The sequence below is a fragment of the Enterococcus sp. AZ079 genome (assembly GCF_050547255.1).
In the GTDB taxonomy this organism is placed as follows: domain Bacteria; phylum Bacillota; class Bacilli; order Lactobacillales; family Enterococcaceae; genus Enterococcus_D; species Enterococcus_D casseliflavus.
The window spans coordinates 3427879-3452013 of sequence record NZ_CP172955.1 but is presented as its reverse complement, the minus strand read 5'-3'; the positions used below and the strand labels follow the sequence as shown (position 1 = coordinate 3452013).

Below are 24135 nucleotides of genomic sequence, written 5' to 3'. Positions count from 1 at the left end.
AGGATATCCTTATGACGACAAAAGAAAAAATACTGACCTTATTACAAAAAGAAGATACTGTACTGTCCGGAGAAAAACTAGCTCAAGCCTTGTCGATCTCTCGTACAGCAGTCTGGAAAGCCATTAAAGAACTTGAGAAAGAAGGCTATCATTTCGAACACTTGGCCAACGGCTATCGCTTTGTCTCCGCTGACCGCTACGATCAAGCAGCACTTGCAGCCGCCTTGCCGATGATCCCCACGATTCAAATCAAGGATGCTGTTGAGTCCACCATGAAAGAAGCCAAGATCGCCGCTTTGGACAGTGGACTGGCAACCCCCGCCCTTTTTTTGACCGAAACGCAAACAGGCGGTCATGGCCGCTTCGAACGACCATTTTTCTCACCGAAAAAACAAGGGATCTACATGAGCTTGCTCTTAAAACCAAACCAAGCGTTTCAAGAATTGCCGCAATATACCGTTTTGGCAGCGGTGGCAGTCGCAGAAGCCATCGATGCCCTTCTAATGAAGGAAACGGCCATTAAGTGGGTCAACGATCTGTACTTAGATGGAAAAAAAATCTGCGGTATTTTGTCTGAAGCAACCAGTGACTTTGAAACAGGCCGCATTACCTCGGTTGTAATCGGTATCGGCATCAGTTTTTCGATTCCGCAACAGCAGTTTCCAGCAGAGATTCGGGAAAAAGCGACCTCACTCTTTCCTGGTGAAGAGTATCCAACCTTTTCTCGAGCCGCGTTGATTCAAGAAATTTGGCGTCGGTTCTTCCAATTATTGGCGCAACTGCCTGACATGGATTATATGGCCCGCTATCGGCAGAAGTCCTTCGTTTTGGGCCGCCCCGTTCAGTTTACACAACAAGGTGTGACCTATGAAGGAATCGCCAAAGACATTACTAACACAGGTGAATTAGTGGTGGAAACAGCAACGGAGCGCAAGGTGCTTTCTTCTGGAGAAATCAGTTTGGACCGGTATTGATGCTGCAAAAAGTCGCAAATCCGCTTGCTGATTCGCTGCTTTCGTAAGGAATCAGTCAAGCATAAATGCTCCATAAGCAGACCTGCTTATTCCGAAGGTTTATACAAAAGAACAACCTAGGCAGCTCCCCTTTCTATCGGGATTAGCTACTGTCACTAAAACTTTACTGTTGCAATCAGGATCGCAAAGAAAGCGAGCCTCATCTTTTCATACTAAGTAGGATGCTCGTTCTTTTATCATGCCTTTTCTACAGTTTTTACACGCTATTTCATTCCCCACATAAAAAAGATCGACCTGCTCTTTCAAGAGCGGGTCGATCTTTTCTTTTACAGCAATTGCCACAGCAGGCACAAAAGTAAGCCCAAGGCATAGCTGCTGTTGAATAAAATCATGTTTTTAATCGAATAGCCGAAGCTATGTGGGTGGGGCAGGCTGGCTTGATGTTCTTTCAAGTTTTGGCGGATTTTTGGCAGTGTTAGAAACACGAGCAAAATCGGCCATTGAAAGAGTCCAAACAAGAGGCCCAATAAAATAGCGGCATAAGACGCCAACATCATGCCTTGAAACAGACGGATACCTGCTTCGCGACCGATGTAGTACACCAGCGTGTAGCGATGGTTTTCGATGTCGGCTTCCAGATCCCGTAAGTTATTGGCTAACATGATGTCAGCAATCGTGAAAATCAATGGCAAGGATGCCAACACGATGGCACACACAGCCCAGAGATTCCCCACTAAGCCAAAGGTTCCGTTCGCAAAATCCAGTGCCAGATAAAAAACTTTTTGATCAATGGTATTGATATAGATCGTGATGGCAAAAATCCCTAATCCCATCGTTACACCGCTGAATACCTCGCCTAAAGGCATCCGCGATAACGGAATGGGGCCAAAGGTATAAAAGACCCCGATAAAACAAACCACCAGCCCCATCACTAGCAGCAGCCAGCCGGTAACAAAGGTCAAGTAAAGACCGATCAGTAAGGTTCCTGCCAGCATCGCAAAAATCAGATTGCGAACAGTAGCTTCTGAGATGTTTTCGCGCCCGATCACATTGTGCTGGTATTTGTAGGTCTCTGATTTGGCTTTTTTGAAATCCATATAATTGTTGATGGACGTCGTCGTCAAATCAAACAGCAGCATCCCCAGAAAAAAAATTACAGTATTCAACGGATGAAATTCATGAAAATACACCAACGAGAACAACACACCCATAATGAAGGGGAAGACACTCGCCACCTTGGTGCGGATCTCCACCACTTCTAAAAACACTGAAAGAGACATCTTTCACTCCTCCTATTCTAAATCAGCACGATCACCCATCGTGTAGCCTGATTCCTCTGAAAGCTCAAAGGTATCTTTGATGCCGTCTGTTACGTACACTTTATCTTCTTTTGTGATAAAGATCGCATCGGTTCCCTTTTCGGTATGCTGTTCGATATAAGCCAAGCCTTCTTTGACTCCTTTATCAAACGCCACCGTAGTCAACCCGTCACCATCGATGGATTTGTCAGTGATCACAGTCACACTTGCTACATCGCTATCGTAAGGATAGCCAGTCTCAGAATCAAAAATATGGTGATACGTTTTGCCGTCTACTTCTAAGTAGCGTTCGTAGATCCCTGAAGTAACTACTGTTTTATTGGTTTCTTTGATACTGCCGATAATCGAGCCGCGAGATTTGTTTGGATCTTGGATTCCGACATTCCATGGCTCATCTGCACCGCGGTTGCTATGACCTAACACATAGACATTCCCGCCCAAATCGACGATCGCGGAAGTCACGCCATTGTCCTTCAGCACTTTGACGACTTCATCCGTGATGTAGCCTTTGGCGATCGCCCCAAGGTCAAGGATCATGTCCTTGTCTTTTAAATACACCGTGTGGTCTTCGTCGTTAAACTCGACTTGTTCATAATTGATATGTTTCAACGCTTCATCGATCTCAGATTGCTCTGGCTTGCGGGCATCATCAAAGCCGATTCGCCATAATTGGGTGATGGCACCGATGGCCATATTAAAGCCGCCTTCTGATTTCACACTATAATCATAGGCTTCTTTCAACAAATAATAGATATCATCTGAGACCTTCACTGGCTTGATGCCAGCTTGCGCATTGATTTCATCGATCTCTGACCCAGCTTGGTTGATGGTGATTTTATCGCCTAACTCTCTGATGCGGTCAAAAGCAGGCTTCATAGCGTCCTCTTTGCCTTCATCATAAATGCGAATCCGAGTATACGTACCTAATAAAAATTCTTCTTGAAAATATGGTTCTTCTCGCAGCGTCGTTGCTTCCTGATCACTGCCGCAGGCTGCCAACATTGTGCCTAAAAAAACAAACATCAGAAAAAACGTTACTTTCTTTTTCATGATTTTCCTCTTTTCTATTGTCTTCAACCTTCATATAATAGCCTTTTTTTGGCAGAATGAAAAGGGGCATTCCGTGATTCCTCAACGTATTTTAGGAATCCTTAATCGAACCTTTTCTTCTTTGTAAAAAACCATTCTTTTTTAAAAAACCTTCCCACCAGATTGCTTCCTTTTGCACGAACTTGCTTTTGTGACCTTGTTGCCCACGAAAAAAAGACAGCACTCAAAGCGAATGCTGTCCTCTTCATGGAAAGAAGTTGTGATTATTCAGTAACGAAGTTATCGACTTCAATGGTTGTTTGGTCACCTTTTTCAGCTGCATTCAACAATTGTTGTGCATAGATAACAAAGCTGTGGAAGCTGTGGGTTGCACCAGAAACGACGTCCATGTCTGCCACAGAACCATCTTCAGCATTGACTGCAGAAACAAAAGCTTCATTGAAGTTTGGAATGAATTCTTCTGGACCAGTACCAGATTTTGCTTCCATGTTTTCATTGTATTCTGCATCATCTTTTTTCGACTCGCCGGCTTCGTTTAGGTAGTCGTAGTTTGATTCAGCGATTTTGCCGTCAGCCACAGTCATTGAGAAGACCACGCGGTAACCGTTTGAGTAGTTCTTTTCTTCTAATGTATAGGTTCCGTCTTGCAAGTCTGCACCATTGTCGATTTCAATGGTTTCCGTGTTGCCTGCTTGCGCCGCTTGGATCAATTGTTGTGCATAGTTTTGGAAGGAATCAAAGGAATGAGTCGCGCCAGAAACTACTTCGATTGAAGAAGGGCTTTGTGCGGCAACTAATTCTTCATTGAATTTAGGAATAAATTCTTCTGGGCTGATGCCTGCTTTTTCTTTCATCGTTTCATTGTATTCAGTGTTTTCTGTTTTTGATTCGCCATCAGCATTCACGTTGTCATATTTTGATTCAACGATTTTGCCGTCTTTGACTGTGATCTCAAATGTGACACGGTAGTCGTTTTTGTAGTTCTTTTCTTCTAAACGATACGTCCCATCTTGCATTGGCTCGCCCGCAACAACGGTTGCTTCCGTGCTTTCTGTTGATGCTGAATCGCTTGCAGAAGTTTGTGATGTACTTTCACTAGTTGACGAAGAATCTGTGTTATTGTCATCTGCTCCGCAACCCCCTAACAACATTGCTGAGAATAAAAATACCGCCATACCTACAATCAATTTCTTTGCTTTCATAATTATCCACCTTTTACTTGTTTATTTTCCCCACAAAAAGTTTGTGATACATCTAACATTGTAAAGTAAATTTACGATATGTCAACCGCTTCCTTTCCGCTTTTTCAATAAAAAATGACTTATTTTTTGATTTTCGCAAGTTTTCACGAATTTCAGGAAATATGCGTTTTTTTCATCAGAATCGTTAGACAAATGAACCATTTGTCTATATAATAGGAACGATTGTGTAATTATTATCATAGATTATTTTTATTAAGGAGAGATTTGCAATGGCAAAGAAAAACATTGTCGTTGTCGGTGCCGGTTATGCAGGCGTTTCTGCTACGAAGTACATGGCAAAGAAATTGAAAAAAGACAATGATGTTGAGATAACATTGATCGACCGTCACTCTTATCATACGATGATGACTGAACTGCATGAAGTCGCTGGAGGACGTGTAGAACCTACCGCAATTCAATATGACTTGCAGCGCTTGTTCTCACGCAAGAAAAATGTTCGTTTAGTAACCGATACAGTAACTGGGATCGATAAAGAAAATAAAACCGTCCAAACAAAATTAGGCAGCTATTCATTTGACTACTTGATCTTAGGGATGGGTGGCGAACCGAATGACTTCGGTACACCTGGTGTCAAAGAAAATGGCTTTACTCTATGGTCATTTGACGATGCTGTCCGCATTCGCGAACACATTGAAAAAACTGTCGCAAAAGCAGCGATCGAACCAGATGCAGCATTACGTAAAGCAATGTTGACGTTTGTCGTTTGTGGTTCTGGATTTACTGGGATCGAAATGATCGGTGAACTGATCGATTGGAAAGATCGTTTAGCTTCCGATTATAAATTGGACCCAAGTGAAATCAGCTTGAAAGTCGTTGAAGCAATGCCAACGATCTTAAACATGCTTGATCGTAACGATGCAGCCAAAGCAGAACGTTACTTGAAGAAAAACAATGTTGATCTTGTCTTGAATGCACCAATCGTTGAAGTGGCACCTGACCACATCAAACTAAAAGATGGTTCAACGATCCCAACCCACACATTAATCTGGACTGCCGGCGTCAAAGGAACTAGCGATGCTGCTGATTTCGGTTTAGAAACCGCTCGTGGTTTCCGTCTAGTTGCCAATGAGTACATGGAAGCAAAAGGCTACGAAGACAAAAACATCTATATTATTGGTGACTTGGTTTACTTCGAAGAATTCCCGAACACACCAACACCACAAATCGTGCAAGCAGCTGAACAAACTGGGCACACTGCAGCAACGAATATCGTTTCAGCCATCAAAGGCGGCGAAAAACATAAATTCAAAGGAAACTACCAAGGATTTATGGTTTCCATCGGTGCCAAATGGGGCGTGGCGAACTTATTCAATAAGATTCACCTGAGCGGTTTCTTAGCGATCATTATGAAACATATCGTTAACTTGAAATACTTCTTTGATATTCGTTCTGGTTACTACATGTTCCAATACTTGATGCATGAAATCTTCCACATCAAAGATGACCGGACAGTCGCTCGTGGTCATACGTCTCGTTACGGAAACGTCTTGTGGAGTGTTCCGCTTCGTATTTTCTATGGTCTTGTCTGGTTCGTTGAAGCCTTCAAGAAAATTTTGGGTACGAATGGGGAAGTCTTCAAACCTGGTACTTGGTTCGGTGAAGGTTCTTGGTTCCAAGGCAACAGCGTTTTCCCTTGGACCTGGGAATACCAAACAGTCGCTGATGCAGCAAGTGGTGCTAGTGAAGCAGCCGATGCAGCAAGTGCCGCTAGTGGTGCCGGTGAAGCAGCCGATGCAGCGACACAAGCCGCACACTTCGGTTTGAGCTATGCCTACGGTGAGCAACCAATGATCGTGATTGAAAAATCACCTGACTGGTTCACAAAAGTTATGCAATTTATCATGCCAAACAACGACGTTGCAATGTTCTTCCAAAAATTCATGGTCTTCTTTGAAATTGCTTTAGCTCTTGCATTGATGGCTGGTCTCTTCACTTGGTTAGTAAACGCAACGACTATCGTTTTAGTGTTGACTTTCTGTATGTCTGGTATGTTCTACTGGGTAAACATCTGGTTCATTCCAGTTGCATTTGCCTTGATGAACGGTTCAGGACGCGCAGTCGGTTTAGACCGTTGGGTAATCCCATGGTTGCAACGTACCCTTGGAAAATGGTGGTACGGTACCCCTCGCTCCTTATACGGCAATAAATAAGCCAGCAAAATAGAATACCTGTACGACTTCATGAGACTAAGACATTCTGATTTTCAATCAGTGTCTTGGTCTCTTTCCAAGTACAGAACTTTTTCTTGATCGTCCTTGCACAGAAATCGGTGGATTATTGAGGATTCAGCTAGTAGAATCTTGTCTTCTTATGCTAGAATGAGACACATCACATGAAAGAACAGGAGTCTTTTTTGATGAAATTAAAAGAATTTATCCGCGATGCCCATTTAAAACCATGGGATGGCGTCATCATACTAGTTTTGATCCTCAGCTCTTTTTTACCGATTTTTATTTTTGGCCAGACGCAAACAGCGGACAAAGAAGCCGTCTTGCGGGTCGATGGGACAGAAATCAAGCGTTTTGACTTAGTTGAAGGTCAAAAAACGTACACCTATCTTTATGAAGATGAAGATGGCGATACCAATTTACTGGAGATCGAAGGGGATCGGATCCGAATCAAGGAAGCCGATTGCGGCGACCAGATTTGTGTCCGCCGTGGCTGGGCCAGTAAAAATGGGGAAACCATTGTCTGTCTGCCTCATAAATTGGTGATCGAAATCCAAGCCGCAGATGGGAGTGAGACCGACGATCTAATCTATTGATCGTTTGCTTATGAGTCGATTACAACGAATAATTTTCATCTCACTGCTGGTCGCCCAAGGGGTCGTGATTGGTTTAGTTGAAAATATGATCCCTTATCCATTTGCCTTTGCGCCTGGTGCGAAACTAGGTTTGGCAAATTTAATTACCATTATTGCTTTGTTCACCATGCCAAAAAAAGACAGCTTTCTCTTGATTTGGCTAAGACTGATCTTAACGACGTTACTAGGAGGAACGGTTTCGACCTTCTTATATAGTATGAGCGGTTCCTTATTGAGCTACTTTGGGATGTCTTTGGTGAAACAGTTGGGGCCTAAGCGTGTCAGTATCATCGGCATTAGTGCGGCCGGCGGGTTCTTACACAACGTCGGACAGTTGATCACTGCCTCATGGATCGCTCAATCCTGGAGCGTCATGCTCTACTTGCCGGTCCTGTCTTTCTTTGGGATCTTGTCCGGGATCGCTATCGGGATCGCCGCCAACTACTTGCTGCGCCGTGTCGAAACACTGCGCCGTTTTCAAATTGATTATGAACGCCAGACCAAAGTCAAATGGCGCTCGGATTCAGAATAAAGGAGTTAATTATGAAACTTCATTCCATGTGGCAAGAGTATCCAGCACTGCAAGCTGACTTATCTGCCTCCTTGCAATTGATGGAAAAATCATTAAAACTAAAAAACAAAGAGGTCGAACAAGCGATCCTGTCCATGATCCATTCAGGTGGGAAACTGCTGCGTCCTGCTTATCAGCTGCTCTTTTCTGCTTATGGCAGCGACAAAGATCGCGAAAAAGCCGTCGCATTGGCGGCCTCGATCGAAATGCTCCACACTGCCTCGTTGATCCACGACGATATCGTCGATCATGCGGACACCCGCCGCAAGCTGCCAACCATTCGTTCCGAATTTGGCAATGATGTCGCTGTCTATGCTGGTGATTACCTCTTCGTCTGTTGCTTTAAATTGATGGCGGATTATGCCAGCTCCATGAAAAGCTTGCAGATGAATTCCCGTAGTATGGAAAAAATCCTGGCCGGCGAATTAGGACAAATGAGCAAACGATACGATTTGTCCGTCACTGTCGAAGATTACTTAGAAAACATTCGCGGCAAAACCGCTGAATTGTTTGCTTTAAGCTGCTTCATCGGAGCTTACGAAAGCGGCACCTCCTTGCGCTTTGCCAATCAAGCCCGTGAGATCGGTGAAGCCATTGGACTTGCCTTTCAAATCATGGATGACGTCTTGGATTACAGCCAAGATGCGGCTGCTTTAGGAAAACCAGTATTGGAAGATGTTCGGCAAGGCGTCTATTCCCTGCCGCTGTTAATGGCACTGAAAAGTGACCGCCAACAGCTGCTCCCATTGCTGGAAAAACAAGACGCCATGACGGACACCGACACCCACGAAGTCTATCGGATCGTCCAAGAAAGTGCTGGGATCGAGGAAGCCAAGAAACTCGCAGCCGACTATACGAAAAAAGCTTTGCAGGCGATCCAGAAATTGCCTGAGACCAAAGATGAAACCAAAACATATCTTTATCAGATCACTGCTCAGATCCTTGGGCGTCAGAACTGATCAAGGATCTAGCAAAAGCCTAGCAGCTGGAATCATACTGAAATAAGTCCCCAAGATTAGATTTTTGATCTACCTTTGGGGGCTTTTTAGTTGATAGATAGAATTTTATACGCAAAAAAAGCCTCAACTGACAAATCATCTGTCAGTTGAGGTTTTTTTCTTTTAACGCATCGTCACAAATTCTTCTGACCCCGTCGGATGAATGGCAACGGTTTGATCAAAGTCTGCTTTTGTAGCACCCATTTTGATGGCTACAGCGAAGCCTTGCAGCATTTCATCGACACCGATCCCGATGCCGTGCAGACCGATGATTTTTTCTTCTTCTCCTAAGCACACCAGTTTCATCTCACATTTTTGGCGATACTCATTTAAAGCAAAGTACATCGGTGTAAAGCGCGAACGATACACCTTTATCTGCTCTTGGCCGTATTTTGCCAAGGCTGCTTCTTCGGATAAACCAATCGTGGCAATCGGTGGATGCGTAAAGATGACCGTCGGTACTAAGTGATAATCCAAGTACGCATCGCTTTGACCGTTGAACAAGCGTTCAGACAAGCGACGACCGGCGGCGATCGCAACCGGGGTTAAATCCAATTTTCCAATGACATCGCCCACCGCAAAAATCGAGTCAGCTGTGGTATTTTGATATTTGTCCACAATGATAAACCCTTTTTCATCCAATTGGACATCGGTGCTTTCCAGACCTAACTTATCCGTATTCGGCACGCGACCACCAGCAAAAAGGACGCAATCGCCGGTCAAGGTTTCGCCATTTTCAAAGTGAACGAGATACTCGTCACCTTCTTTAATGATACGAGAGGCCACGTAGCCTGCATAAGTTTCGATTCCTGATTCTTGGTACATCTCCACGAGGTTATCCGCAAGCATCTTGTCAAAGGTTCGTAATGGCCGCTCTTTGCGGTACGCCCAAGCCACTTGGCTGCCCAGCTGTTGGCTGACACCGCTGATTTCGGCTGCGATGTAGCCTGCCCCTAAGACGACCATACGCTTTGGTGCTTCTCGCAACGCAAAAAAACCATTCGAGTCAATAGCGTACTCACCGCCGGGAATATTCATCGCGCTAGGTTTTCCACCGGTGGCAATCAAAATGTTTGCTGCATGGTAGTTTTCCCCATTGACGGTAACCGTGTGGTTATCCACAAACTGTGCATAACCGTGGATAACTTCTACATTGTTACTATCTAAGCCTTTTTGATAGGCTGTGTGTAAAAAATCAATGTATTTTTCACGGTTATCCACAAGCTCGGTAAAATCAAATTTATCCACATGTGGATAAATGCCGTAGCTAGTTGCGTCCCGTTTGATCATTTCTAACATCTCACTAGCTTGCCACATGACTTTTTTCGGTACACAACCGACATTGACACAGGTGCCACCTAATTCATTGCCTTCGATCAATAATACTTTGGCGCCGTGCATCCCTGCCCGATTGGCTGAGGCAATTCCGCCGCTGCCGCCACCAATTACTATGTAGTCGTATGTTTCCATATTTGTTGTTTCCTCCTTAAGATTGTCTATGTTCTCATCGATCCTTTTTGGCTGGATTGATTCAACAAAAAAGCCGAGAGAAACTCTCGACCTTATTTTTTCTTCCGAATCATGTCTCCGACTTCCACCGGTTCTTTGACCGGCATCGTCAACAGCATCATAGGATTTGGTGCACGATCGATGGATTCACCGTCTTCATTATACATGACTTCGACGGTTTGGTGAAAGTGATGGAATCCGGGACCGTAAAATTCGATTTCATCACCGACGGAAAAGTGGTTCCGTTGCCGAATCGTAGCTGTTTTCGTTGCCGGATCATACGCCATGACTTCCCCAATAAATTTGTATTGCGGAATTTTCCGACGCGGACCAAACAACTGCTCATTTTCACTTGGGGTATCGTAGTAAAAGCCTGAGGCAAGCTCTCGCTGCGCAACTTTCCACAGTTCATCGATCCATTCTTGTTTGCAGACATAGTTCTCTGGATCGGCCATGTAACTGTCCACGGCTGCTTTATAAACGTTCGCCACGGTTGAAACATAGTGGATCGATTTCATGCGGCCTTCGATTTTGAAACTATCCACGCCGTTTTCAATCAAATCAGGGATATGTTCGATCATCGACATATCCACAGCACTCATGGAAAACTCTTCTTCCACTGTCCCGTTTTTAGTCAAACTGTTTCGTTCCGTTGCAAAGGGCATGTCAAACAGATCATATTTCCAGCGGCAAGATTGCGAACAGCCGCCGCGATTGGCGTCTCGCATCGACATATGATTGGACAAAGTACAACGGCCAGAATAAGAAATACACATGGCGCCATGAATAAAGGCTTCGATCTCCACGCTAGTATTTTTGCGGATCTCAGCGACTTCCTCCATGGACACTTCTCGGGCGAGAACGACCCGTTCTAGACCTTCTTCCCTCCAAAATTCCAATGTTTCATAGTTCGTGGCACTGGCTTGGGTGGACAAATGGATCGGTAGACCTGGCGCTTCTGTTGCGCAGATCTGGATCAAAGCGGGATCAGAAACGATCACTGCCGAAATACCGACATCTCGCAATTCCCGAAAGAATTCCCCTGCACCTTCTTGATTGCCCTCATGGGTCACCATGTTGGCTGCTACATAGACTTTTGCGTTGTGGGCTTTGGCAAAAGCCACCCCTTCCGCCATTTCTTCATAGGTAAAGTTTCCCGCGCGACTCCGTAGACCATAGGCATTGCCGCCGATATAGACAGCGTCAGCGCCATAGTGGATCGCTGTTTTTAATTTTTCTAACGTACCAGCTGGTGCTAACACTTCTGGTCGTTTCAATGCTTGTTTAACGGTCATTTGTTCTTGCTCCTTACTTGATATCGTCAGGATCGATGGCATAAAATCCAGTATCTAACCCACGTTCTGCTGGATGAAGTTGGGCAACTTGTTCACTGAGCACAGCTGCTTGCTCTGCTTGCCACTTCCCACTTTCCACAAGGCTCTTGGCTTGGGCAAACAGCTTAGCAATTGCCACAAAAGCTGCCCCTCGTGTATAGATTCCGTCCAGCTTCCAGGTTTGAAAGCCTGTTGCGGCTAATTCCGCCAGCTGCAGCATCAGATTGATGTCGTTATTGGCAAAAATGTGCGTGCCGTGGCTATCTTCATAAATGGAATAGTGAGTTTCTTCTTTTTTCGGTTCAGATAAAAACAACCCACGGTCGTGGTTCTTTTCTTCCGATTGTTGGGTATAGTTATAATAATTTTGTAAAAGCGGACGCTTCGATTGGTGAATGCAGGTCGCACCATAAACCAATACTTCCACAGGAATATTTAGTTGCGGTGCCATGATTTTCATTTCCTCGAAAGGAACTTCTCGCGCTAAAACGGCTGCCTTTGCTCCTTTTTTTCCCCAAAAATTGATTTGACGAGCGCTCGTTACTAAGGTTTCCCCTGCATAGATAAATGGCAAGGCACATTCTGGATTTTGCTTCATGCGGTAAATGATCCCAGGATCTCCGAGAGCGATTTGATCGGCTTGATTGGTCTTCAGAAATGCTAGGTATTCTGGAATCCGCTTCATTTTTTCTGGATGCATGATGCCATTGACCGCGATCGTCACTTTCTTTCCAGCTTCGTGGGCCATGTCGATCAGTCTGATTTGCTCTTCACGAGAAAAAGAGGCCGGTAGGCGCAGCCCGAATGTCTCTTCTCCAAAAAACAATGTATCAACATAAGGGATGAGCTGCTGTGCTTGCTCGATCGATTCCACCGTGGCGATAATCTCAACCATAATACTCCTCCTTTTTTCAACTCATTCATAGTATCACACAGCAGGATTCTTTCCAAGAGGTCTCGTTACTCTTTTTTTCACGAATAGCGCATTTTCCGTTAATCAACCGTTGTCATAAAGCCATTTATAAGGATATTTTTTTGTGAATCATCAATCATAATCAATAGAAATCACTTGATCACTACTAGACATAGCAAGACAAAAAAGCGACGTTTCTATGGATACCGATTACTCGACCATAGAAACGCCGCTGCCGTTATTGGCTCGACTTAAACTTGTTGCAAGACCCGTGCTTGTCCCTCTTTGACATTGAGAGTGATCGATCCTTTGGAAGCACCAATCGTCACTTTGTCACCTAAATGAATTTGTCCTGATAGGAGTGCTTCACTTAAACGGTCTTCGACTTCTTTTTGCAATGCTCGACGAATCGGCCGTGCCCCATATTCTGGATCAAAACCAGCTTTACCGATCACATCGATGGCAGATGGCGTGATCTTCAATTGGATGTCTTGGTTGCTTAACCGTTTGATGATCGCTTTGCTCATAATCTTCACGATCTCGTGGATCTCCCCTTCACCTAAGGATTGGAAGACCACTGTTTCATCCACACGGTTCAAGAACTCTGGACGGAAGGCTTTTTTCAGCTCTTCTAAGATCCGTTTTTGCATCGCTTGGTGATCTTTCGTTAAATCAGTGACATTGAATCCAACGCTTTTTTCTTCGCGGATTTGTTGGGCACCGATATTAGAAGTCATGATCAAAATCGTGTTGCGGAAATCGACCTTCCGACCTTTGGCATCCGTCAAATGTCCATCATCTAGCACTTGCAAGAGGATATTGAAGACATCGGGATGGGCTTTTTCTACCTCGTCCAATAAGATGACGGAGTAAGGTTTTGAACGGATTTTTTCCGTCAATTGCCCACCTTCGTCATAGCCGACATAGCCTGGCGGTGAACCGATCAAACGGCTCGTGCTGTATTTTTCCATAAATTCGGACATATCGACACGAACCAAGGCATCTTCACTACCAAACATCGCTTCCGCTAAGGCTTTAGCAAGCTCGGTTTTCCCGACACCAGTCGGGCCTAAGAACATGAAGGAACCAATTGGGCGGTTGGGGTCTTTCAACCCACTGCGGGCGCGGCGGATCGAACGAGCGACTGCTTTGACCGCTTCTTCTTGGCCAACTACCCGTTGATGCAAGATCTTTTCAAGATCCAACAAGCGTTCGCTTTCTTTTTTCTCCATCTGTTGCAAAGGTACACCAGTCCATTGGGAAACGACCGTAGCAACATCTTCTGCAGTAACACTATCGGCATAGCCTGACGCTTCTTTGACTTCCATAAACGCCACTTCCGTCAGTTGTTGGGTCAATTTCTTTTCCTTGATCCGCAGACGAGCTGCTGCTTCAAAATCTTGCTGGCGAATGGCTGCTTCTTTTTCTTCGATCAAGTTAGCGATCTCGTTTTGTAGATCTGCCAATTCCGAACTTTCATCGGTTTTGTCTAGACGCACTTTGGCTGCTGATTCATCCATCAAATCGATGGCTTTATCTGGTAATTGGCGCGAATTGATGTAACGTACGGACAATTGCACAGCGGCGTGTAACGCATCATCAGAAATTTCCACCCCATGATGTTCTTCATAACGAGGACGCAAGCCCCGCAAAATTTCTTCCGCTTCTTCTGGTGTTGGTTCGTCGACTTGCACTCGGGCAAAACGGCGTTCTAACGCAGAATCTTTTTCAATGTATTTTTGGTACTCATCTAATGTCGTGGCACCGATAGTTTGCAATTCTCCACGGGCTAAGGCTGGTTTCAGGATATTCGAGGCATCAATCGCCCCTTCGGCTCCGCCGGCCCCAATCAGTGTATGCAATTCATCAATGAATAAGATGATTTGACCATCTTGATAGATCTCATCGATGATTTTTTTCATTCGGTCCTCAAATTCTCCACGGTATTTCGTTCCAGCAACTAAAGCCCCCATGTCCAGCATCATCAAACGTTTGTTTTGCATGTCTTCTGGGACTTCCCCATTGATGATTTTTTGGGCTAAGCCTTCGGCGATCGCGGTTTTCCCAACACCAGGTTCCCCAACGAGAACAGGGTTGTTTTTAGTCCGACGGCTAAGGATCTGGATCAGCCGTTTGACTTCTTTGGCACGACCGACAACAGGATCTAGTCGTTTTTCACGGGCTAATTTGGTCAAATCACGGGCTAAGGAATCCAAGGTCGGTGTTCCTTGCTGCGCTTTGGCTTGGGCTGGACGACGACGACCAGCACTTCCGTTGGTTTTGCTTTCATTGAAACCCATTTTTTTCTTCAAAAGCTGACGCATTTTCGCGAGACTCAAGCCGAGATTCAGCATGATTCGTGAAGCCAAAATGTCTTCGTCTCTTAATAAGCCTAATAATAGATGTTCGGTACCGATTTGTGGAGCCCCTAAACGCTTGGCTTCATCCCCTGCATAAGCAAATGTATGTTTTGCTCGTGGTGAATACGCGAGATAGGCGTTTTCTGGGTATTGACGAACGGTGCCGTACCCTGTTAAATGTTCGATTTCTTCACGAATATCGTTTTCTGTGATATTCATTTCCCGTAACGTTTTGCCAGCGATCCCGTTTTGTTCAATGACCAGTGCCAATAGAATATGTTCAGAACCTACCGCTTGGTGCTTAAAGTATTTTGCTTCTTCTTGGGCGATAGCCAAAACGGCTTTCGCGCGTTGGGTGAATAATTCATCCATCTCTTTCACTTCCTGTCTTCGTAACTTAATCGTTCTAGAATTGCATGGAGCAAATCTGCTCGTGTTCTATTTTCATAAGGAGAACGTCCTAGAACTGCTTTCGCGATGACGGTCAACAATAAATTGCCTTCTCGCTTGGACAGGATTCCTTCCTCATAAAGTTTCTGGATTATTGCATACGCATCTTTTTCCGAGATGGTTTCATCGAATAATTGATTCATTTCTTTTAAGTAGTGGTGGCTGTCAGTAATTTTGACTTTCTCGATCCGAATATAGCCGCCCCCGCCGCGTTTACTTTCAACCGCATAGCCTCTTTGAACGGTAAAGCGGGTATTGATCACGTAATTTATTTGTGAGGGCACGCAGTTGAACAAATTTGCCATTTCTGCGCGACGAATCTCAATGGTTTCACTGTCTTCAAGAATTTTCTTCAAATATGCTTCAATCAAATCGGAAGTGTTGTGATGACTCAATTCATTCCCTCCCTTGACTAATTCTGACCTTCATTATACCCAATTTTTGAATCCTTGGAAAGATGTACGCTTGCACAAAAGGAAGGTCTAAAGGAAATTTTAAAGACACTTATCCCTCGCTTCAGCTTTTTAGCTACAAAAAGAAACAAGCAGCTCGTCGGGGAACAAAAAGAGAATTCTTTGGTCCCCGAAGGCTGCTTGTTCTTCTAACATAAACGTTCGTCTTATTGCGTACTTTCTGAACTACTTTCACTCGTTGACGAGCTGCTGCTTGAGGAGGATGAGCTGCTTGACGAAGAAGAATCCTGTGGTCGAGGACCTCTTGAAACCGTCACGGTAACAGAACTTCCTACTGCTACAGAGGTACCTGCTCCGGGCGTAACGCGCACTACTTCTCCAGCAGGCACAGAGTCGTTATAATCAGATTCTTGTTCTATCGTATACTGCAATCCTGCTTCATTCAAATCTGCTTCTGCATCGGCTTGGCTTTTGCCAACGATTCTTGGTACATTGACCATTTCTTGCCCGCTGCTGACAGTTAATGTAATGATGGTTCTGGAAGTCACAACGGACTCGCCACTCGCTGGTGCTTGACCAATGATCGTACCTTCCGGTTGGCTACTGGATTCGTAAGTGACATTGATTTGTGAAAGGCTTACCCCGCGAGAAGTTAATGCTGCTCGTGCATCTGCCTCTGTCATGCCATAATAGTTGTCCATTGCGAAGCTATCTGGTCCGGAGCTGACCTTAAAGGTGATCTCGTCTTCTGCTGGGGAAACTTCCCGCCCTGCTGCTGGTGATTGACTGATAATATCCCCTTCATCGACATCATCTGACGACTCTAGCTCTTCTTTGATCCTGTCTTCATCAAAGCCTAAATCGATCAACTCTTTTTTGACATCATCAAAGGAGCGACCTTCATAATCATCAAGAGTGATTTTCTTGGCTCCGCTGCTGATATAAAGAGTCACGACGGAATTCTTTTTGACTTCATTGCCTGCTGGCGGATCGGTCTTGACGACATTGCCTGCTTCGACTTCATCGTCTTCGATTTCTTCTACCTCGTCTGCCACTTGCAAACCAGCAGCTTCCAGCTCGGCACGGGCAGCTGCTTCTGTCTGACCACTGACTTCAGGAATTGCCACATCTCCTCGACCACCGCCGAATAGGAAGTAACTGCCTATCCCAAGCAGTGCGATCACCATAATGATGGGCAGCAGCAGCCACCGTTTGCGTTTTTTCTTTTTCGGCTGCGCTGGTTCTTCAGCTTGATCCGCAACCTTATCTTCTACAGGTTCTTCTACTGGCGGCGTTTCGACTTGGGCTGCTTCCACAGGAGTCAGCACTCTCGTTTCATCCATCAGGGCATGAGGTTCCCATCTCGGTTCATTGAGTCGGTCAGGAGACAACACGGTATCAAGGTCCGCTCGCATTTCATCGGCAGTTTTGTACCGATCCGCCGGTTCTTTGGCGGTCGCCTTCAATACGACGTTTTCCAGCGATTGCGGAACATTTTTGTCATAGATCCGAATCGAAGGGATCTCATCTTGGAAATGTTTCAAGGCGATCGTTACGGCTGATTCGCCATCAAAGGGTACTTTGCCTGTTAATATTTCATAGAGGATAATCCCAATCGCATAAATATCTGATTGATTGGTCGCCATACTGCCTCGTGCTTGTTCTGGTGAAAGATAATGCACCGAGCCTAGCATCGAGTTGGTTTGGGTGATCGATGTTTCTGATAGGGCGATCGCGATCCCAAAATCGGTGATTTTCACCACGCCGTCTTCATTGATCAGCACATTCTGGGGCTTTAGGTCCCGGTGAATGATGCGGTGCTGATGGGCCAATGCCACCGCTGATAAAATTTGTTGGATGATATCAACGATCTGCAAATAAGGTACGGGATAGTGCGTTTGGATATAGCGCTTGAGATCCATCCCTTTGACATATTCCATCACCAAAAACTGCATGCCGTCTTCTTCGCCGACATCATAAACGGTTACGATGTTTGGATGAACCAGCTCAGTCGCCGCCAAGGCTTCTCGTTGAAAGCGCCGAATCGCACTTTGGTCGTTTTGGAAGTCAAAACGAAGCACTTTGATTGCCACTTCACGGTCTAAGATCAAGTCATGCGCCAAAAACACATTTGCCATTCCGCCGCTGCCGATATTGCCGATGATTTTGTATCGGCCGTTTATCTTCTTCCCAATTTCGATCATGGGCGCTCTCCTCCAACTTTAATCAATAATACCGTGATATTGTCGACACCGCCGCGTTCGTTGGCTTGATCGATCAATGATTGCACTGCTTCTTCCAGCATAGGAGTTTCTTGGATCGTTGCTGTGATCTCTTCATCTGAGACCATGTTGGTCAATCCGTCTGAACACAGCAGCAAATAATCCCCGTCTGCAATAAAGTGGATCGCCACATCGACTTCGACTTCGCTTGGCATACCGATCGAGCGGGTCAAAACGTTTTTGCGAGGATGATTCAAGGCCATTTCTGCTGTGATTTGTCCTGACTTCACCAATTCATTGACCAGTGAATGGTCCTCTGTGATTTGGGTCAGCACTTGATTGCGTAAAAGATAGGCACGGCTGTCCCCGACATTGGCGATCGTAAACTGGTCGCCTAATAAGGCCACAGCAATGATCGTGGTGCCCATGCCGCTAAGTTCTTCTTGTTCTTGTCCTTTTTGGAAAATCACTTGGCTTTCCGCTTGGATTTTTTGGATCAGCCATTGGGCAGTTTTTTCACTGTCTGTCAGCTCTGTCTGTTCCCAAGCGGTGCCGATCTCACTGACTGCTTGACGGCTAGCGACATCTCCGGCCCGGTGGCCCCCCATGCCATCGGCAAGCAAGGCCAATGTCACATTGGCTTTATTTACATAGGTTGCTGCAAAATCTTGGTTTGTGTTGCGACGTTTGCCGACATCTGTTTGAAAACGAATCTCCAATTTCTTTCACCTCGTTACTTTTTGCGTAGACAACTGATAAAAAAGCCATCTGTCATAAAATCTTGCGGATAGATCGTCAACATATCCTCTTGAACCGCTTCGGCTGCCAGCGGTCCTACCGCAAGAGGCATTTGCTCAAATTCAGGATGGTCAGCGAGAAACGTTGCCACGACTTGTTGATTTTCTTCCGCTAGAATCGTGCATGTGCTGTAGACCATTATACCCGATTTTTTCAGGGTTGGGGCGGCACTTTCCAAAATCTCTCGCTGAATCTGCGGCAAGCGTTGGAAATCGGCTTCCGTCTTGCTGTATTTGATGTCCGGTTTACGGCGCATCAACCCTAATCCAGAACAAGGGGCATCCACTAAGATGCGATCAAATTGTTCGGGTGCAAAGGTTTGAGCCGTCTCCCGCGCATCCATCACGCGGGTCTCCACAACTGCTTCGACGCCTAAACGTTGGGCATTTTGCTGAATCAGCTTAACCTTATGGGCATGGATATCCAATGCTGTCACTTTGCCGCCCTCTGCGGCAGACAAGAAGGCAGCGATATGGGTCGTTTTGCCTCCTGGTGCTGCGCAGGCATCCAGTACTTGATGGTCTCGGGCTACTTGTAAAACGGGGGCAACCAGCATCGAGCTTTCATCTTGGATCGTCAGTAAACCTTCTTTGTAGAGGGACGAGCCCGCCATAAAGCCTTTGTCAGCCACAACCCCATAGGGGGAAAGCTCACTTGGTCGTGCGTCGATGCCTTCTTCTTGTAGCCGTTCGATCGCTGCTGCTTGCGAGATGCGCTGCAGATCGATACGACCACTGGCATGATTGGGTTCAAATAGGGCATAGCCCAGCTCACTGGTTTCTTCGATCCCAATTTGTTTGACTAGTTTCTTCGTTAGCCACAGGGGCAAACTGATTTCCGTTGCTAAACGTTCCATTGGGTCTTTGATCAATGCCAAGTCTGGCACTCCTTGTCGTTGGATCGTGCGCAGGACGCCATTGACGAATTTTCCAGTTCCCGGATTGCCTTTGGCTTTCGCAATATCCACGGCTTCATGAATGATGGCATGGGCGGGTACTTTATCGAGATACAGCATCTGATACAAGGAAAGCCGCAGCAGCGTTTTGACCCACGGGTCGACTTTGCGGGCATTTTTAATAAACCGATCCAAATAATAATCCAATAAAAGCTGACGACTGATGGTGCCGTACACCAATTCAGTCAGCAAGCGACCGTCTTTGTCATTTAAACGCCCTTGATTCATCAATTCCCGCAGCAGTAGATTGGAATAAGCGCCGCCTTTTTCGATTCGCAACAACGCTTCTAGTGCCACAAAGCGCACTGTATATTGTATGTCTCCAAGATTACGCTTCATAGGTACCTACCTGATCCCCTTTTTGAATCTGTTGTCCACTGCCGTTTAAGAATGCAGCAATGTCTTGTCGGCCTTTTCCAGCTGGCTGCAATTCATCGATAGCCAATACCGTGCCTTCCCCACAAGCGATCAGCAACGTTTTTTTCGTCCGTTCAATGATCGTTCCTGGCTGGGCTGTCGTCGTTTGCTCCAGCGGTGTTACTTGCCAAAGTTTCCAGCGGTTGCCATTTTGTGTCGTAAAGGCGATCGGCCATGGTCGCATGCCTCGGACTTGGGCATCGATTTGCACCGCCGTTTTCTGCCAGTCGATGGCTTCTTGTTCACGGCTGATATTTGGTGAAAAGGTGACTTTTGCTTCTTCTTGCGGGACAGGCTGCAGCTCTCCCGACAAGATTTTCGGCACAGTTTCCAGCAGCAAGTCTTTGCCTAATAGGCTCAACTTATCAAACATCGTCCCCACATCATCTTGGGCCGTGATCGGCAAACGAGCTTGAGCAAAAATACCGCCAGCATCCATTTTTTTGATCATTTCCATGATGGTTACACCCGTTTCTTGCTCACCTTCCATGATGGCATAATGCACAGGTGCTCCGCCACGGTATTTCGGCAGTAGGGACGCATGAACGTTGATAGCGCCATGCTTTGGTACTTCTAGTAAAGCACTAGGTAAAAATTGGCCGAAAGCTGCCGTGATCAGCAGATCAGGTGCCAAAGCTTGGATCTGCTCCATTTCTGGTGACCCACTGATTTTTTCTGGTTGTAAAACCAACAAGCCATGCTTCATCGCCGCTTCTTTGACGGGGGTCGGAGTGATGGTTTTTTTGCGACCGACGGGACGATCCGGCTGGGTCACGACTGCTGCCACTTCATAGCCGGCTTCAAGCAAGCCTTCTAAAATTGGGACGGAAAACGCCGGGGTACCCATAAAGACGATTTTAGTCATTTTCATGTTCCTCCATATACTTTTCTAAGTCTTCTTCAGGAATGCGTTCGACGAGCTTGTCGACAAACAGCACGCCATTTAAATGATCGATCTCATGCTGCATCGCACGCGCCAAGTAGCCGAATGCTTCCACTTCCATTTCCTCTCCTTCTCGGTCGAAATAGCGGACAGTGATCTCGTCTGCTCGTTTGACGGTCCCAAAGGTGTGGGGAATACTCAAGCAGCCTTCCACATCGAGGGATTCACCAGAAGAAGCGATGATCTCAGGGTTGATCATTTCAAAGCGGTCGTCTTCTTCGACTTCAACGATCGCCACTTGCAGGTTTTTGCCGACTTGCGGTGCGGCAATACCGATCCCGTCGTGGGCGACCATCGTTTCATAAAGGTCGTCTAGTAGCTGAACGAGCTCATCGGTAATAACTTTGACGGGTTTTGCTTGCCGACGAAGACGTTCATCGGGGGTGATAATAATAGGATAACGCATATTTTCTCCTCTAAATAAAATTCAACGGCTCTTGGTCAATCGACACGTACAATCCTTTGCGCTGATCGATTTGACTTTGATCCAACAGACGGGTCAACAAAGCAGGTAGCTGCGGTTCATTTTTGTATTTAATGATCAATTGGTAGTAATAACGGTTTTTCACCCGCAAAATCGCACTGGGTGCCGGACCCAACAAAATACTTTGCGGTGACAGCTCCTGCTGCAGATCCCGCGCGATCGCAAACATCTTCTGAGCTGCGACTTGCTCTTCGGGATGACTGCAGGTGATTTTGACGGTGAAATAATACGGTGGATAGCCGCTTTGGTGCCGCATCCACATTTCTTTTTGATAGAAATCTTCGTAATCTTGCGACTGCGCCAATTGGATGGCGTAGTGCTCAGGGTTGAATGTTTGGATCACCACTTCGCCGGTTTTTTCTGCCCGACCTGCCCGACCACTGACCTGAGTCAACAGCTGGAACGTCCGTTCACTCGAACGAAAATCTGGCAAATTCAAGGCGGTATCGGCATTCAAGACCCCTACCAGTGTGATATCAGGGAAATCCAAGCCTTTGGCGATCATTTGAGTCCCTAACAAAATATCCGCTTTTTTCTCCCCAAACAAGGTCAAGATTTTTTCATGGGCGCCTTTTTTGCGGGTGGTATCGACATCCATCCGTAAGACCCGCGCTTCGGGAAACAGTTCCTTCAACTCTTCTTCCACTTTTTGCGTACCCGTTCCGTAATACCGAATCTTGTCTGCATTGCAGTTGGGGCAACGATGGGGGATGTGTTCTTCATGTCCGCAATAATGACAACGCATCGTTTTGGTATCCATATGCAGCGTCAAGGAGATGTCGCAATTTGGGCAAGGCAAAACATACCCGCAATCGCGGCACATCACGAAGGAAGAGTAGCCGCGCCGATTCAGCAGCAAGACGATCTGTTCTTTGCGGGCCAAGCGGTCTGTGATTTTTTCCTGTAACGGACGAGAAAAGGTTTGATACTTTTTGTTGGCAAATTCGGTACGCATATCCACGACTTCGATCTGCGGTAATTGCGCACTGGTTTTTGCCCGCTGATTCAATTTCAATAAGCGGTAGACTTCTTTTTGCGCCCGAGCACGAGATTCCAATGACGGCGTCGCACTGCCTAACACCACTGGACAGTGATGGTACTGGCTGCGCCAAATCGCTAAATCTCTCGCATGGTAACGAGGGGCTTCATCTTGCTTGTAGGAGGCTTCGTGCTCCTCATCGACGATGATGACCCCGATGTTTTTCAACGGAGCAAAAATCGCCGAGCGGGCGCCAACCACCACCTGCGCCTCCCCACGTTCGATCTTACGCCATTCATCGTATTTTTCACCTTGGGACAAGCCGCTGTGTAAAACAGCCACTGCGTCGCCGAGACGACTTTTAAAGCGTTCGACCATTTGCGGAGTCAACGCGATCTCTGGCACGAGCATGATCGCGGTTTTGCCTTGTTTCAGCAATTGGGCGATCGCTTGCAGGTAGACTTCTGTTTTTCCACTGCCGGTGATCCCTTCCAGTAAAAAAGTCTGTGCCTCTTGGTTATCCGCACAAGCAGTGATTTGCGCTACTGCAGCTGCCTGTTCTTCATTTAATTCAAGCGGGACCGTTTTTTGAAATTGACGGTCTTTGTAAGGATCGCGGTAGGCTTCAACTTCCGTAAAGGTCAGCCAACCAGCTTCTTGCGCTTGGTTCAAAGCCGCGGTGGAAATCCCTTGTTCGGTAAAAAAGGAAACCGGCAAGCGGGCTTCCTCTGTCAAAATCTGTAAGATTTCCAGCTTGCGTTTGGCCCCTTTGCGCAGCTGTTGCTGGACGGCGGGGATTTCTGCTGGATCGATCTTGCGTTCAATGTAACGGGTCATTTTCGCTTTGTTTTTATTTTTCACGAGATACTGCAGTTCAACTACTGCGGCTTCTCGCAAAGGCTTCAACTGCGGCAGCAGCCCAGCACTTTCGGCGTCTTGCCAGCTGAGGATGCCGTTTTCGGGAAAATATTCTTTGATGGGATGATTTCCTTCCAGCAAAACGATCTGCTTTTGGTACTCGGCTTTCATCACACTAGGCAGCATCGTCTGCAAGCAAGTGATCTTAAAGGCAAAGGTCGTTTCCTTCATGTAGTCGGCTAATTGGAGAAGTTCTTCATTGACGACAGGCGACAAATCCAACAAACGAACGATTGGTTTTAAGGTCTGCTGCGGTTCGGCAATTTCTGAAAGGCCGACGACGAACCCTTGAATATGGCGGTCGCCCTTGCCAAATGGCACTTCGACCCGCATCCCTGTCTCAATGGCGGCTTGTAATTCTGATGGGATCAGATAGGTAAAAGGCTGATCGGTCTGCATCGTGGGAACATCCACGATCACTTCTGCTATGTACGCCATTTCTTCTCCTCCTTTTAGGTTCTAT

The 24135-nt window shown here is 46.1% G+C and carries 19 protein-coding genes; 5 read left to right on the top strand and 14 right to left on the bottom strand.

What is annotated here, in order from left to right; all coding sequences use genetic code 11:
- Window positions 1-11 precede the first annotated feature (11 nt).
- A complete protein-coding gene (locus tag IGJ15_RS16445) occupies window positions 12-974 on the top strand; it encodes a biotin--[acetyl-CoA-carboxylase] ligase (RefSeq protein ID WP_010748874.1) in 963 nt (320 codons plus the stop codon).
- A gap of 326 nt (window positions 975-1300) precedes the next feature.
- On the opposite strand, the gene menA is transcribed toward IGJ15_RS16445, so the two are convergent.
- The 3 genes from menA to pplA form a co-directional block, all read right to left on the bottom strand.
- On the bottom strand, window positions 1301-2254 hold the full coding sequence (menA, locus tag IGJ15_RS16440) for a 1,4-dihydroxy-2-naphthoate polyprenyltransferase (RefSeq protein WP_010748873.1): 954 nt from the start codon (window positions 2252-2254) through the stop codon (window positions 1301-1303).
- Window positions 2255-2266: 12 nt separating this feature from the next.
- Window positions 2267-3343 (bottom strand): FAD:protein FMN transferase, encoded by a 1077-nt coding sequence (locus tag IGJ15_RS16435; RefSeq protein WP_005230331.1) that lies wholly within the window; start codon window positions 3341-3343, stop codon window positions 2267-2269.
- Between the two features lie 263 nt (window positions 3344-3606).
- Window positions 3607-4545, bottom strand: a complete 939-nt coding sequence (gene pplA / locus IGJ15_RS16430; protein WP_010748872.1) for an extracellular electron transfer flavoprotein PplA — start codon at window positions 4543-4545, stop codon at window positions 3607-3609.
- A gap of 269 nt (window positions 4546-4814) precedes the next feature.
- Here pplA and IGJ15_RS16425 point away from each other — a divergent pair, with 269 nt between their 5' ends.
- From IGJ15_RS16425 to IGJ15_RS16410, 4 genes are all read left to right on the top strand, one after another.
- Window positions 4815-6755 carry an NAD(P)/FAD-dependent oxidoreductase gene (locus tag IGJ15_RS16425; RefSeq protein ID WP_005230327.1) on the top strand — a complete coding sequence of 647 codons (1941 nt, stop codon included), beginning with the start codon at window positions 4815-4817 and terminating at the stop codon, window positions 6753-6755.
- Between the two features lie 206 nt (window positions 6756-6961).
- The gene (locus IGJ15_RS16420; protein WP_010748871.1) at window positions 6962-7369 is read left to right on the top strand and encodes a NusG domain II-containing protein; all 408 of its coding nucleotides are present in this window, start codon (window positions 6962-6964) and stop codon (window positions 7367-7369) included.
- A gap of 10 nt (window positions 7370-7379) precedes the next feature.
- Window positions 7380-7940, top strand: coding sequence for a Gx transporter family protein (locus IGJ15_RS16415; RefSeq protein ID WP_005232987.1), 561 nt, complete (start codon window positions 7380-7382; stop codon window positions 7938-7940).
- An 11-nt stretch (window positions 7941-7951) separates the two neighbouring features.
- Window positions 7952-8938 carry a polyprenyl synthetase family protein gene (locus IGJ15_RS16410; RefSeq protein ID WP_010748870.1) on the top strand — a complete coding sequence of 329 codons (987 nt, stop codon included), beginning with the start codon at window positions 7952-7954 and terminating at the stop codon, window positions 8936-8938.
- Between the two features lie 162 nt (window positions 8939-9100).
- Here IGJ15_RS16410 and gor read toward each other — a convergent pair whose 3' ends face one another.
- The 11 genes from gor to priA all read right to left on the bottom strand — a co-directional run bounded on the left by gor (window position 9101) and on the right by priA (window position 24110).
- Entirely contained in the window at window positions 9101-10447 is a 1347-nt protein-coding gene (gene gor, locus IGJ15_RS16405) for a glutathione-disulfide reductase (RefSeq protein WP_010748869.1), read from the bottom strand.
- Between the two features lie 92 nt (window positions 10448-10539).
- A complete protein-coding gene (locus IGJ15_RS16400; protein ID WP_008381725.1) occupies window positions 10540-11781 on the bottom strand; it encodes a peptidase U32 family protein in 1242 nt (413 codons plus the stop codon).
- A 13-nt stretch (window positions 11782-11794) separates the two neighbouring features.
- Window positions 11795-12715, bottom strand: coding sequence for a peptidase U32 family protein (locus IGJ15_RS16395; protein ID WP_010748868.1), 921 nt, complete (start codon window positions 12713-12715; stop codon window positions 11795-11797).
- A gap of 269 nt (window positions 12716-12984) precedes the next feature.
- Window positions 12985-15465: an ATP-dependent Clp protease ATP-binding subunit gene (locus tag IGJ15_RS16390; protein WP_010748867.1), complete on the bottom strand. Its 2481-nt coding sequence runs from the start codon at window positions 15463-15465 to the stop codon at window positions 12985-12987.
- Window positions 15466-15470: 5 nt separating this feature from the next.
- Window positions 15471-15938 (bottom strand): CtsR family transcriptional regulator, encoded by a 468-nt coding sequence (locus IGJ15_RS16385; RefSeq protein ID WP_005230319.1) that lies wholly within the window; start codon window positions 15936-15938, stop codon window positions 15471-15473.
- Between the two features lie 224 nt (window positions 15939-16162).
- Window positions 16163-18160: a Stk1 family PASTA domain-containing Ser/Thr kinase gene (gene pknB / locus IGJ15_RS16380; RefSeq protein WP_010748866.1), complete on the bottom strand. Its 1998-nt coding sequence runs from the start codon at window positions 18158-18160 to the stop codon at window positions 16163-16165.
- Complete coding sequence (locus IGJ15_RS16375; RefSeq protein ID WP_010748865.1) at window positions 18157-18897, bottom strand: Stp1/IreP family PP2C-type Ser/Thr phosphatase; 741 nt, start codon at window positions 18895-18897, stop codon at window positions 18157-18159. Before IGJ15_RS16375 ends, pknB begins: the two co-directional genes overlap by 4 nt.
- Window positions 18898-18911: 14 nt before the next feature.
- The gene (rsmB, locus tag IGJ15_RS16370; protein WP_010748864.1) at window positions 18912-20270 is read right to left on the bottom strand and encodes a 16S rRNA (cytosine(967)-C(5))-methyltransferase RsmB; all 1359 of its coding nucleotides are present in this window, start codon (window positions 20268-20270) and stop codon (window positions 18912-18914) included.
- On the bottom strand, window positions 20260-21213 hold the full coding sequence (fmt, locus tag IGJ15_RS16365) for a methionyl-tRNA formyltransferase (protein WP_010748863.1): 954 nt from the start codon (window positions 21211-21213) through the stop codon (window positions 20260-20262). Before fmt ends, rsmB begins: the two co-directional genes overlap by 11 nt.
- Window positions 21206-21697 (bottom strand): peptide deformylase, encoded by a 492-nt coding sequence (gene def / locus IGJ15_RS16360; protein ID WP_005230314.1) that lies wholly within the window; start codon window positions 21695-21697, stop codon window positions 21206-21208. Before def ends, fmt begins: the two co-directional genes overlap by 8 nt.
- Before the next feature lie 10 nt (window positions 21698-21707).
- A complete protein-coding gene (gene priA / locus IGJ15_RS16355) occupies window positions 21708-24110 on the bottom strand; it encodes a primosomal protein N' (RefSeq protein WP_010748862.1) in 2403 nt (800 codons plus the stop codon).
- Between the last annotated feature and the right edge of the window lie 25 nt (window positions 24111-24135).

Bases quoted from the DNA above. Each gene is read 5' to 3' on its own strand.
- IGJ15_RS16415 (WP_005232987.1), top strand. From the start codon at position 7,380: ATGAGTCGATTACAACGAATAATTTTCATCTCACTGCTGGTCGCCCAA.
- fmt (WP_010748863.1), bottom strand. From the start codon at position 21,213: ATGACTAAAATCGTCTTTATGGGTACCCCGGCGTTTTCCGTCCCAATT.
- pplA (WP_010748872.1), bottom strand. From the start codon at position 4,545: ATGAAAGCAAAGAAATTGATTGTAGGTATGGCGGTATTTTTATTCTCA.
- rsmB (WP_010748864.1), bottom strand. From the start codon at position 20,270: ATGAAGCGTAATCTTGGAGACATACAATATACAGTGCGCTTTGTGGCA.
- IGJ15_RS16410 (WP_010748870.1), top strand. From the start codon at position 7,952: ATGAAACTTCATTCCATGTGGCAAGAGTATCCAGCACTGCAAGCTGAC.
- IGJ15_RS16400 (WP_008381725.1), bottom strand. From the start codon at position 11,781: ATGACCGTTAAACAAGCATTGAAACGACCAGAAGTGTTAGCACCAGCT.
- menA (WP_010748873.1), bottom strand. From the start codon at position 2,254: ATGTCTCTTTCAGTGTTTTTAGAAGTGGTGGAGATCCGCACCAAGGTG.
- def (WP_005230314.1), bottom strand. From the start codon at position 21,697: ATGCGTTATCCTATTATTATCACCCCCGATGAACGTCTTCGTCGGCAA.
- IGJ15_RS16435 (WP_005230331.1), bottom strand. From the start codon at position 3,343: ATGAAAAAGAAAGTAACGTTTTTTCTGATGTTTGTTTTTTTAGGCACA.
- IGJ15_RS16390 (WP_010748867.1), bottom strand. From the start codon at position 15,465: ATGGATGAATTATTCACCCAACGCGCGAAAGCCGTTTTGGCTATCGCC.
- pknB (WP_010748866.1), bottom strand. From the start codon at position 18,160: ATGATCGAAATTGGGAAGAAGATAAACGGCCGATACAAAATCATCGGC.
- IGJ15_RS16425 (WP_005230327.1), top strand. From the start codon at position 4,815: ATGGCAAAGAAAAACATTGTCGTTGTCGGTGCCGGTTATGCAGGCGTT.
- IGJ15_RS16395 (WP_010748868.1), bottom strand. From the start codon at position 12,715: ATGGTTGAGATTATCGCCACGGTGGAATCGATCGAGCAAGCACAGCAG.
- IGJ15_RS16445 (WP_010748874.1), top strand. From the start codon at position 12: ATGACGACAAAAGAAAAAATACTGACCTTATTACAAAAAGAAGATACT.
- priA (WP_010748862.1), bottom strand. From the start codon at position 24,110: ATGGCGTACATAGCAGAAGTGATCGTGGATGTTCCCACGATGCAGACC.
- IGJ15_RS16420 (WP_010748871.1), top strand. From the start codon at position 6,962: ATGAAATTAAAAGAATTTATCCGCGATGCCCATTTAAAACCATGGGAT.
- gor (WP_010748869.1), bottom strand. From the start codon at position 10,447: ATGGAAACATACGACTACATAGTAATTGGTGGCGGCAGCGGCGGAATT.